The sequence below is a fragment of the Synergistaceae bacterium genome (assembly GCA_017443945.1).
GTDB lineage: Bacteria > Synergistota > Synergistia > Synergistales > Aminobacteriaceae > JAFUXM01.
In genome coordinates this window covers 30691-41391 of record JAFSXS010000020.1, presented here as the reverse complement: position 1 = coordinate 41391, position 10701 = coordinate 30691, and the positions used below count along the sequence as shown (strand labels likewise).

The following is a 10701-nucleotide window of genomic DNA, read 5'->3' as shown; positions in this document are numbered from 1 at the left end:
CGACAATTCATCGCGGTAATACGGCCTTAATTTTTCAGCACGCGAAATTATACGAGACATTTTGTACTTGTTCATCAAAGTTTTTGGCAGCTTTATCGTTCTGTAACACGATCTCATTAACGGAAATAAACAATCAGGACAATTTGCCTTAACAATATTATATATAAATCCCATTAATAACAGACCTCCATATTTGAATGTGAAAATTTATTTATCAGCAATAAGGCAGCAATATATTCACAGCAAAAAATTACTCCTCCGCAAACTACACGAAGAAGCAAAAAAATTTTTCCTGCTAGAAATTTATTTAATCTTGTGCGTAAATTATTCTTGTGATATGCTAAAAGGATAGACTCTTGGCCGTGATGCCGTGAAGCCGTGAAGCCGTGAAGCCGTGAAGCCGTGAAGCCGTGAAGCCGTGAAGCCGATTATGTCAGAAAATTTAATCACTGTCAATGCTCCTATTACTGAATTTTGTAAATTATAGCACATAAATTAAATACTTCTCCATAACTGCGCTAAGAAATCCATAAAACTTTTCACAGTGAAGAATCTCATAAAGAACGCAACCAACGATATTATAACCGTAATCAAGACAAAATTTATTTCTCCGCGACTCATTTGGCCGATCTTCTTCGACATATGAAATACATGAATCCCGACCGAACGTTTCCAAGGCAGCAAAAACGGCACTGTCCCGCACCAAGCGTCTTCTAAAACATGCAGCAAACATCCCATAAACCAAAATCCCGCGCACGACCATACATCAAAATGCGCCTGCCTCCCGTCAACTAATGCAGAGAGCCTCGGCACAATCCACCCCGCACGCAGAAAACACGTGTAACTAAGCAAGAGCCATATCACAAACCAATGTGTATAACGTCTGTGATAACGATTCCTCCTGCGCCCAAAAATAATATATTCTGACGAGTCCGGAAATGTACTCCCAAATAAACTTATAACTGCCGCTAATGGCGAACCCGTCGCACCCAGCACAAATGAAAATGTAGAAATTCTATGTCCCTTGCCAGTCATTTTTTTACGCACGCTTTCACGAGAATTAATATAATTGTGTTCGTCAATATTACACCGGCACCCGCAGGAAGATTCATTACAAACGAGAGAATTAATCCCGCTATAAATGCCGTAAATGAAATTATTGCAGAAATTATAACTAAACTTTTGAAGCCTGACGCTAAACTCTTTGCACTCACTGCCGGCAAAATTATTACTCCCGAAATTAAAAGCGTTCCCATTATACGCATACCGGTAACAACTATTAACGCCGTCAAAATCGAGATTAAAGCCTGATAGAACGTGATATTTATTCCAAGTGAGCGCGCGTAATCTTCATTATATGTAATCAGGAATAAGCGGTTATAAAATATTATGAACGAAAAAATTACTATCACAGCAAGAATTACAGCGAAAATTAAATCACTCTCACTCAAAGCTAACACGCTCCCAAATAAATATGATGACATGTTAGACGCTGACCCGGACAACGACGAAATTATTACCCCCATCGCAAGAGCAGCAGACGAGGCTACAGCAATCGCAATATCTCCGGCAGTCTTAAATTTTTCGCTCACAAACATAATAACGAACGCAGCAATTATCACAGACGGTGCAGTTATGTAAATCGCAGAAATTTCCAGTGCAGCAGCAATCGACAATGACGCAAAACCAATTTCCGACAATCCGTGCCCAATGAGTGAATAATGCTTCAAAACTAGAATAACTCCCAGAACAGACGCACAGACAGAAATTAACGAGCCCGCAATTAATGCACGCTGTACAAATGAGTAATGCAATAAATTAATTATTTCGCTCATTTATATAATTCTCCCGTGTGAAAGTTTTATGACTCTTGCGTTAGTAATACCGGCCAAATCTGAGTCATCATGAGTTACCATTAAAATTGTACAGCCTTCAGAAATTTTTTTGCGCAGGAGTGAAAATAAAATCTCGTGTGAGTCAGCATCCAAGCCCGCGCAAGGTTCATCAAGCAGCAAAATATCAGGTTCACCGCACAAAGCACGCGCAAGAAATACCCGCCTCAACTGCCCGCCCGAAAGAGTCTTTATTTCACGTTCGGCCAAGTCAGAAATAAATAATTCCTGCATAGAAATTTTTGCAAGCTCCCTATCTCTGCGCGAATAAAAAATTTTTCCCGGTCTTTGTGTGCCGGTTATGACTATTTCTTTCACGCACGCGGGGAAATCTCTATCAGCTTCTTCTATTTGCGGGACGTATGAAATTTTGCCGAGAGTCTCAATTTTTCCGGAATCTAATTTTATCAATCCTGCAATAGCGCGAGTCAGTGTACTTTTTCCCGAACCGTTTGCGCCCGTGATAAATATAAATTCGCCTGAGTCAGCCTTCAACGAGATATTATTTATCGCTGTATTGTCGCCGTATTTGATTATTACGTTGTCGAGCTTGATTCTTTCAGTCATTTAATGCGAGCCGGAGTGATTCAAGATTTTGTCTCATTATCGCTATGAACGAGTCATTTTCTGATGAAGCATGAGCCGTGCTGAATGTCAAAATTTGCGTGCCGGTCTCGTTTGCTATTGAGCGCGTTATTTGTGAGCCTCCGAAATCGTCAGCAAGAATATATTTTGTCCCGTTCTCACGAATGAAATCAATTATTTCTGTAATGCGCTTGATTCCTGGTTCGTTCTCGCCGTCGTAAGCTGAGATATATTTAAATCCGTAACGGGCGATAAAATAATTTGCTGCAAATTCTCCCGCAAAAACGAGCGTTTTATTTCGTGGAAGGCTCATAAAATCTCCGTCAAGTTCTGCAAGTTCGTGCAAAAATTTTTGTGCGTTGTCCATATAAGACTCTGAATTTTGCGAGTCAGCCATTATCAAACCGGTTAAAATATTTGCGGCCATGTGAGAAGCCATTTGCATGTCCATCCAAATATGAGGGTCATTATTGACGAGTTCTATATTTTCAGAAGCGTTTATTATGCGTGTATTCTCTAGTGAGTGAGAAATTTTTTCTGCCCAGTGTTCAAGCTCCGGCCCTGTATAAATGAAAACGTCGGAGTCATTAAGAGTTACAATGTCCATAGGGGAAGGCTCAAATTCGTGAGGTTCCATTCCGGGACGCAATAATAATTTTATTTCTGCATCATTTCCGGCGATATTTCTTGCAAAGTCAAACACTGGGAAAGAGCTGCAAGTGATTACAATTTTTGCATAAGCTGTCGATGTGATTAGCAGCAAAAAACTTGTGATTAATAATAAACGCTTGAATCTCATATAATAAATACTCCTGAATAAATAATTTTACGCTATTATATCAGAGAAATATTTATAAGCTGTTCCCGTTGACAAAAAGTTTGATATAATGTGTGCATACTAAAATTTTTCACTTCACAAAATTATATTGCATACGAGAAATATTTTACTAATACTTTTACCAATACAAAAATATTAATTTTCTGCTTTAATGGCAAAGACTCACAGAGAAAAAATAATTTATTGACACAAAATTTTTAATCAATGCGATTAATTATGTAAAACACTTTCGGAAAATAAATTTTTATGCATGACATTGTAAAATATATAATCCACATATCAAAGAAAATGTAATTATAAAATTTTGCTGTTTACTCGCTCTATGACAAATCTTAAGCGGGAGACTTCTGATTATCAGTGAGCGGAATTTTTCGGGTTTGTCCAAAATTTTGTGTAATTAGAAATTTGAAGCCTTATAATCTGGCATTGGCTCATAATTGTAACGCCGTTGATTTTATTGATTCAGCTTCGTTATAATATAGCAAATAAACTTGAATCTCTATAAAAATTTTTGTCTGTTCGCGCTGCTGGTGAGTAAATGATTAGTAGTGCACATAGCTGAAATTAATAAATTAAATGCGTTAACTCAATAAATTATCAAGTTCGGAGGATTAAAATTTTTCATGACGCGCAAAAAAGTTATCATAATCGGAGCAGGCCCGGCAGGTCTTACAGCAGGCTATGAAATTTTACGCAAGGCCGGAGACTCTTACGATGTAACAATACTTGAAGAAAGCTCTTACATGGGCGGCATCTCAAAAACTGTCAATCACAACGGGAATTTAATGGACACTGGCCCGCATAGATTTTTCTCGAAGGTTCCGGAGGTTAATTCATGGTGGGAACACGTAATGCCAAATCAAGGCGCACTCCCATTTGATTATAAAACTTTAGGCCAGACATCAAGACTCACCCCCGGCGGCCCTGACCCTGAAAAAGTCGATAGAGTCATGTTAAGGCGCAACAGACTCACGCGAATATTCTTCAAGCGCAAATTTTTTGATTACCCTATATCGCTAAAGTTCAGCACAATAAAAAATATGGGATTCTTCACGACAATAGCAGCCGGTTTAAGTTATATGAAGAGTGCAATTTTCAAGCGCAGGGAAAAATCACTTGAAGACTTCTATATAAACCGTTTCGGCAAAAAATTATATTCGATGTTCTTCGAGTACTACACCGAAAATTTATGGGGCCGTCATCCGTCAAATATTTCACCTGACTGGGGCGCACAACGAGTCAAAGGTCTGTCAATAATTGCAATTTTACGCGACATTTTCGGGAAAATCTTTCACAGCAAAAATCGCAAAGTAGAGACATCATTAATTGAAGAGTTCTCATATCCAAAGCTCGGAGCCGGTCAAATCTGGGAAATCACAGCAGACGAAATTATGAAAATGGGCGGAAAAATTATTACAGGTGCGCGCGCAAAAGGTTTCAATAAATCCGGAAATCTAATCGAGTCAGTTATTTACGAGAAAGATAATCAAGAACTCACAGAGTCATGCGATATAGTAATTTCTTCAATGCCGATAAAAGATTTAGTTGCGGGCTTAAATGATGTCCCGGAACGAATTAATTTCATCGCGTCAGGACTCCCCTACAGAGATTATAAGATTGCCGGAATGCTTGTAAAAAATTTCGAGCTTCACAACGACACAAACGCAAAAACTTTCGGAAATATTATCCCTGACGAATGGATTTATATTCAAGATAGAGAGGTCAAAGTCGGACGAATCGTAATATTTAACAACTGGTCGCCGTACATGGTCAAAGATTTAAATAATACTGTGTGGCTTGGGCTTGAATATTTCTGCTCAGAAGGTGACTCTTACTGGACAATGAATGACGAAGATTTTACGAGACTCGCTGCTGACGAAATTATCAAAATCGGCATGATTAAATCTCGTTCTGACGTAATCGACTCGCACGTTGAACGCATAAAGAAGGCCTATCCCGCATATTTTGACACGTATGAGCATATTGACGAGCTGAGAAAATATTTAGACTCGATTCAAAATCTTTACTGTATCGGGCGCAACGGCCAGCACAGATATAATAATATAGATCACTCAATGTGTACGGCGTTCGAGGCGGTGAGAAATATTTTATCCGGCAATAATGACAAGTCCAACATTTGGAACGTCAACACAGAGAAAGAATATCACGAGAGCAAATAAAAAATTTTTCCCCTCCTGACTCACTCAATCGGGAGGGTTTATTTATCACAAGAAGAAATAACGAATTACAAGCAGCAGGCCAATTAACGCAACACCCAGAATCCCGAAGAAAAATATATCTTCAAGCATATGAGTCGCCCGTTCCTGACTGACATTTTGCCGGGGATCTTCTTTTGTCTTCATGCGAATATCTTTAGTTATGTTGATGAATCCGCGAATCTCGTCATTGATACGCACATAAATTAAAGATTTGCCCTCTGTGCGCTTGACTTCCTCGACCGGAAATAAAGGTTTCATGTCGTTTTCTTCAAGAAATTTGCGAACGAGTCCGCTTGCTCCGTCGCCTTCAATTACTACTTCTATAATATCTCCCGGCACTATTTCAGATGAAGGCTTGCCCTTGACCGGATCTACTACTGCCGAACATTTTATTAGCGTTCCTTCAAATTCGCCGTCTTTCTTAGTAGATTTATTTGCTTCGTCGTAGGCTTCCTGAGCTTTATTTTCTTCTTCCCGTTTCTGTCTTGCTATTTCGTCAGGACTCGGCCCTAAAGGCTTTAACACTTTTGCGCGTTCGAGATCTGCTCTTGTTATGGGTTCTGCATCAATTGAGGCACTGAATACACATTGTGAGGCGGTCTCGAAGCTCCTTCGCAAAATACTTTCAACTTGACGCAATTTAACTTTTGTATAATTCTCGAATAATTTGCGTTTTTCTGCTGCTGGTAGTAACTCTTTGAGCTGTTCCTGTAATTTTGCGCCCCAGTCCTTGTCGAGCGGCCCTAACTGCGTGAATTTCTTGACAAAGCTGCGCCAATCTTTTGCGGGTTCGATTAAAACATTGCTTGCGTAGGGTCTTGCGAGCCAGAAGACTTGAAAAACTGTTTTCCCTGTCTGACCGTCAAAAATAGTGCAGAAAGCTCCGCCCATATCCCCGCGGCTGGGTGCAAACGTGAATTTTAGCGCGAGATAGCCCGGAACATTTTTCGCGGCTTGTTCGGACTGTGAGTTATCGGCAAAAGGCGTTGCGGTCTCTTCTGCGAGTCCCTGAAAATCTGTGAGTAAATTATTATCTGCAGGCATGATATTTTAGCGGGCTGAATAACTTTTTGCGCTCCAGGATTTGCCGCGCTGTATTTCTCCTGAAACAAGCTCAAGATAACGGCTCATACATTCTGGGCAGCGTCTGCTGGTTGATGATGAGTCAAGTTCAAATTCTTTCTTGCATTCGAGGCACTTAAATTTTGCCATAATATTTATGCGTCCTCCGTTAAACAAATTTTTTCATAAGCTGATTAAGATTTTAGCAGATTCGTAATAATATATTCACGTGATATTTACATAATTTTATTAGCTGCTTGAATGGGCGTGAAAGAAATTTTTGCTGACACGATAACTGCCAAGTCTGACTCACACAAAAAATTTTTGCGAGATTTACTGTATAATTTTTGCGGACTTCATTATAATATATTCATCAAATCACAAGATTATCTACAATATTCAAATTATGGAATCCCGCGCATTAAATTGCGTTGGAAATAAAAATTTTTATCAGGAGGCTTTTATCGTGAAAAAAGTTGTAATTTTAGCAGCACTTTGTCTCGCAGTTTTTGCAGTATCAGCATATGCAGCCACAGACGCACTTGTCGGAGCTTGTATCTACAAATTTGATGATACTTTCATGACCGGCGTAAGAAATGCAATGCGCGCAGAAATGGATCGTCAGGGCGGAGAGCTCGAAATCGTTGACTCACAGAACAGGCAGCCCACACAAAATGACCAGGTCGACGCGTATATTTCCAAAGGCGCAAATGCTTTAATCGTCAATCCCGTTGACAGAACAGCAGCTCAGCCCCTCATGGAGAAAGCAAAAGCAGAAGGACTACCGATCGTATTCGTAAACCGCGAACCTTACGAAGAAGTTATGAAGGCTTATGATAAAATTTGGTACGTCGGCGCAAAAGCAGAAGAGTCCGGCACTCAGTCAGGTCAAATCATCGTAGACTACTTCAAAGCACATCCCGAAGCAGACAAGAACAAAGACGGCAAAATCCAGTACATTATGATTCGCGGCGAACAGGGACATCAGGACGCTACACTCCGCACAGAATATTCGCTCAAAGCAATTAAAGACGGCGGATTTGCAGTTGTAGAGCTCGGCAATGACACAGCAAACTGGGATAAAGTTCAGGCAACAGACAAAATGAAGGGCTTTATTTCAGCAGTCGGCGTTGAAAATATCGAGGCAGTTCTCGCAAATAATGATGATATGGCACTCGGCGCAATTGAAGCTCTCAAAGCTGAAGGCTACAACACGGGCGACCCCGCAAAATATGTTCCTGTAGTAGGCGTTGACGCAACAGCACCCGCACTCGAAGCAATGAGCAAAGGCGAGCTTCTCGGCACAGTTCTTAATGACGCAGATAATCAGGGCTTCGCAGCAGTAAGAGTCGCAGTTGTCGCAGCAGATGACAAACCCGTAACTGAAGAGTCAATCGGCTACAAGATCACCGACGGAAAATATATTTGGATTCCTTATCGTCCTGTAACTGTTGACAATTACAAAGAGTTCATGAAATAAAATGTGAAATTTTCAGCCCCCGTTGAATTAGCGCGGGGGTTATTTTCTTTATTAGTGAAAGAGGTGATTTTCCTTGCGTAAAAGTTTTGTATTAGCATTTATCTTGATTCTTGCAGTAGTCTCATGTTCTCACGCACAAGAAATAAAAATAGGCGCGTGCATTTACAGATTTAATGATGCCTTCATGCTTAGATTCCGTAACGCAATGGCCGAACAATCACAGAAAGAAGGCGCAATAATTAATTTCTCCGACGGCCAAGACGACCAGAACACGCAAAATGCCCAGATTGATGAATTTATTGCAAACGGCGTAAATGTCTTGATAGTTAATCCCGTCGATAGAATGACATCACAAACAATCGTCGATAAAGCTAAAGCCGCAAATATTCCGGTAGTGTTTATTAATCGCGAGCCTGAATTATCCGTGTTAAATTCCTACGATAAAGCATATTATATCGGCGCAAAAGCAGAAGAGTCCGGCACTCAGTCAGGACAGTTAATCGCAGAATACTTTAAATCACACCCCGACGCAGACAAGAACAAAGACGGGAAATTACAATTTATTTTATTGCGCGGTCAGAACGGCCATCAAGATATGATCTTGCGTTCAAAATATTCAATCGAGGCAATAAAAGCAGCTGGAATCGAACCTGTAGAACTCGCTAACGCCATAGCAAACTGGGACAAATTACAGGCCATGACCATAGCAAACGCTTTCATAATGTCAATCGGCGCAGAAAATATCGAGGCAATTATCGCAAACAATGACGAAATGGCATTAGGCGCAGTCGAAGCCCTCAAAGCAAATAATTACAACAAAGGCGACCCGGCGTTATATATTCCTGTAGTAGGAGTTGACGCGAACGCCTCAGCACTTGAAGCAATGAACAAAGGCGAACTGCTCGGAACTGTCTTAAACGATGCCGATAATCAGGGATTCGCAGCTGCTAAATTAGCTGTTGCCCTTGCGTCAAATAAAGATTTAAGCTCGATAGGCTACCCAATTACTGATAATAAATATATTTGGATCCCATATCAGAAAGTTACTAGAGGTGATGACAAGTGAGTGAGTTTTTGCTCGAAATGAAGAATATCACGAAAGTTTTTCCCGGCGTTAAAGCTCTCGACAACGTTCAATTAAACGTAAGGGCGGGGACTGTTCACGCTCTCATGGGTGAAAACGGCGCAGGAAAATCAACCCTGATGAAATGTCTATTCGGAATTTACGAACCTAACGGCGGAGAAATTTATTTAGACGGTCAGAAAGCGGACATTCATTCAGCACGTCAGGCAATGGACAAAGGAATCGCAATGGTACATCAGGAATTACACCCGATTAGATTCAGGTCAGTAATGGAAAATGTTTATCTCGGCAGATTCCCCGGTCATATGGGCGTAGTTGATCATAAAGCAATGTACGACAAGACTAAGGCACTATTTGAAGATTTAGAGCTTGACGTTGACCCCTTAGCACTTGCAGGAGATCAAAGCGCAGCAATACTTCAAATGATGGAAATAGCCAGGGCCGTCGACATGAAAGCAAAAATTATAATCCTTGACGAGCCTACAAGCTCATTATCTGACAGAGAAGTTGATCACCTCTTCAAGATTATTAATCGCTTAAGGGCGCAGGGAGTCGCGTTTATTTATATCTCGCACAAAATGAAGGAAATATTAGAGATTTCTGACGAGGTTACTATTATGCGCGATGGTCAGTATGTCGGAACTTGGCCGGTTGTGAATAAGGAAACTGGCGAGAAATTAACGAACGATTTTATCATTAAGCAGATGGTCGGACGCGAAATGACGAATCAATTCCCGCCTCGTGAAGGCAAGCCAAGTGATGAAGTTGTGCTTAAAGTTGAACACGTCTGCTCGCCCCTGAAAAAGTCATTCCAAGATGTCAGCTTTGAGTTGCACAAACAGGAAATTTTAGGGATTGGCGGTCTTGTAGGTGCTCAGAGAACAGAATTTGTTGAGGCTTTATTTGGACTCAGGAGCATTGCATCGGGTGAAATTTTCCTAAACGGTGCAAAATATACGTCAAAGAATCCCGGTTTTGCAAAGTCGCGCGGTCTTGCATTACTCACAGAAGAAAGGCGCGCAACCGGTATATTTGGAATCCTGCCCATACTTGAGAATACTGTTATAGCGAATCAGAGAAAATACGCGAATTTAGGCATTCTTAACGATCACAAACGCAGAGTCGAAGCTGATAGAGAGTGCAAAAAATTGAATGTCAAGACTCCTTCACTTGAGACTCTCATACAAAATTTAAGCGGAGGAAATCAGCAGAAAGTTTTAATTGCACGCTGGCTGTTGACAAATTCTGATATATTGATTCTCGATGAACCTACACGCGGAATCGATGTCGGTGCAAAATATGAAATTTATAATATTATGCTCGAACAAATTGCGCAGGGACGTTCTATTATAATGATCTCGTCTGAAATGCCGGAATTAATGGGAATGTCTGACAGAATTATGGTAATGTGCGAGGGAAGAGTTACAGGTTTCCTCAACAAGGGCGAATACAGCCAAGAAAAAATTATGGCACTCGCTACACAGTTTGCAGGCCGTAAAGAAAATACAGCTGCATAAATCTTTATAGAAGGAGAAATTTTT

The 10701-nt window shown here is 40.6% G+C and carries 11 protein-coding genes; 4 read left to right on the top strand and 7 right to left on the bottom strand.

Translation table 11 applies throughout. The features are described from left to right. Positions 1-324: 324 nt before the first annotated feature. From IJT21_02495 to IJT21_02475, 5 genes are read right to left on the bottom strand one after another with little or no spacing between them, the layout of a single operon-like run. On the bottom strand, positions 325-492 hold the full coding sequence (locus tag IJT21_02495; protein ID MBQ7577116.1) for a hypothetical protein: 168 nt from the start codon (positions 490-492) through the stop codon (positions 325-327). A 3-nt stretch (positions 493-495) separates the two neighbouring features. Then, positions 496-1035 carry a metal-dependent hydrolase gene (locus IJT21_02490; GenBank protein ID MBQ7577115.1) on the bottom strand — a complete coding sequence of 180 codons (540 nt, stop codon included), beginning with the start codon at positions 1033-1035 and terminating at the stop codon, positions 496-498. Continuing rightward, positions 1032-1835 (bottom strand): metal ABC transporter permease, encoded by an 804-nt coding sequence (locus IJT21_02485; GenBank protein MBQ7577114.1) that lies wholly within the window; start codon positions 1833-1835, stop codon positions 1032-1034. The genes IJT21_02490 and IJT21_02485 overlap by 4 nt, the downstream gene beginning before the upstream one ends. Next, positions 1836-2459, bottom strand: a complete 624-nt coding sequence (locus IJT21_02480) for an ATP-binding cassette domain-containing protein (GenBank protein ID MBQ7577113.1) — start codon at positions 2457-2459, stop codon at positions 1836-1838. Then, positions 2452-3276, bottom strand: coding sequence for a zinc ABC transporter substrate-binding protein (locus IJT21_02475; GenBank protein MBQ7577112.1), 825 nt, complete (start codon positions 3274-3276; stop codon positions 2452-2454). Before IJT21_02475 ends, IJT21_02480 begins: the two co-directional genes overlap by 8 nt. A gap of 662 nt (positions 3277-3938) precedes the next feature. Here IJT21_02475 and IJT21_02470 point away from each other — a divergent pair. After that, on the top strand, positions 3939-5495 hold the full coding sequence (locus tag IJT21_02470; protein MBQ7577111.1) for an NAD(P)/FAD-dependent oxidoreductase: 1557 nt from the start codon (positions 3939-3941) through the stop codon (positions 5493-5495). A gap of 45 nt (positions 5496-5540) precedes the next feature. Here IJT21_02470 and IJT21_02465 read toward each other — a convergent pair whose 3' ends face one another. Both IJT21_02465 and IJT21_02460 read right to left on the bottom strand, forming a co-directional pair. After that, the gene (locus tag IJT21_02465; protein ID MBQ7577110.1) at positions 5541-6578 is read right to left on the bottom strand and encodes a hypothetical protein; all 1038 of its coding nucleotides are present in this window, start codon (positions 6576-6578) and stop codon (positions 5541-5543) included. Positions 6579-6584: 6 nt separating this feature from the next. Next, positions 6585-6746, bottom strand: coding sequence for a hydrogenase expression protein HypA/HybF (locus tag IJT21_02460; GenBank protein ID MBQ7577109.1), 162 nt, complete (start codon positions 6744-6746; stop codon positions 6585-6587). Positions 6747-7002: 256 nt separating this feature from the next. Between IJT21_02460 and IJT21_02455 the strand changes: the two genes are divergently transcribed. The 3 genes from IJT21_02455 to IJT21_02445 all read left to right on the top strand — a co-directional run bounded on the left by IJT21_02455 (position 7003) and on the right by IJT21_02445 (position 10677). Continuing rightward, positions 7003-8076, top strand: coding sequence for a galactose ABC transporter substrate-binding protein (locus IJT21_02455; protein MBQ7577108.1), 1074 nt, complete (start codon positions 7003-7005; stop codon positions 8074-8076). A 73-nt stretch (positions 8077-8149) separates the two neighbouring features. Beyond that, on the top strand, positions 8150-9142 hold the full coding sequence (locus IJT21_02450; GenBank protein ID MBQ7577107.1) for a galactose ABC transporter substrate-binding protein: 993 nt from the start codon (positions 8150-8152) through the stop codon (positions 9140-9142). Continuing rightward, the gene (locus tag IJT21_02445) at positions 9139-10677 is read left to right on the top strand and encodes a sugar ABC transporter ATP-binding protein (GenBank protein ID MBQ7577106.1); all 1539 of its coding nucleotides are present in this window, start codon (positions 9139-9141) and stop codon (positions 10675-10677) included. Before IJT21_02450 ends, IJT21_02445 begins: the two co-directional genes overlap by 4 nt. Positions 10678-10701 lie beyond the last annotated feature (24 nt).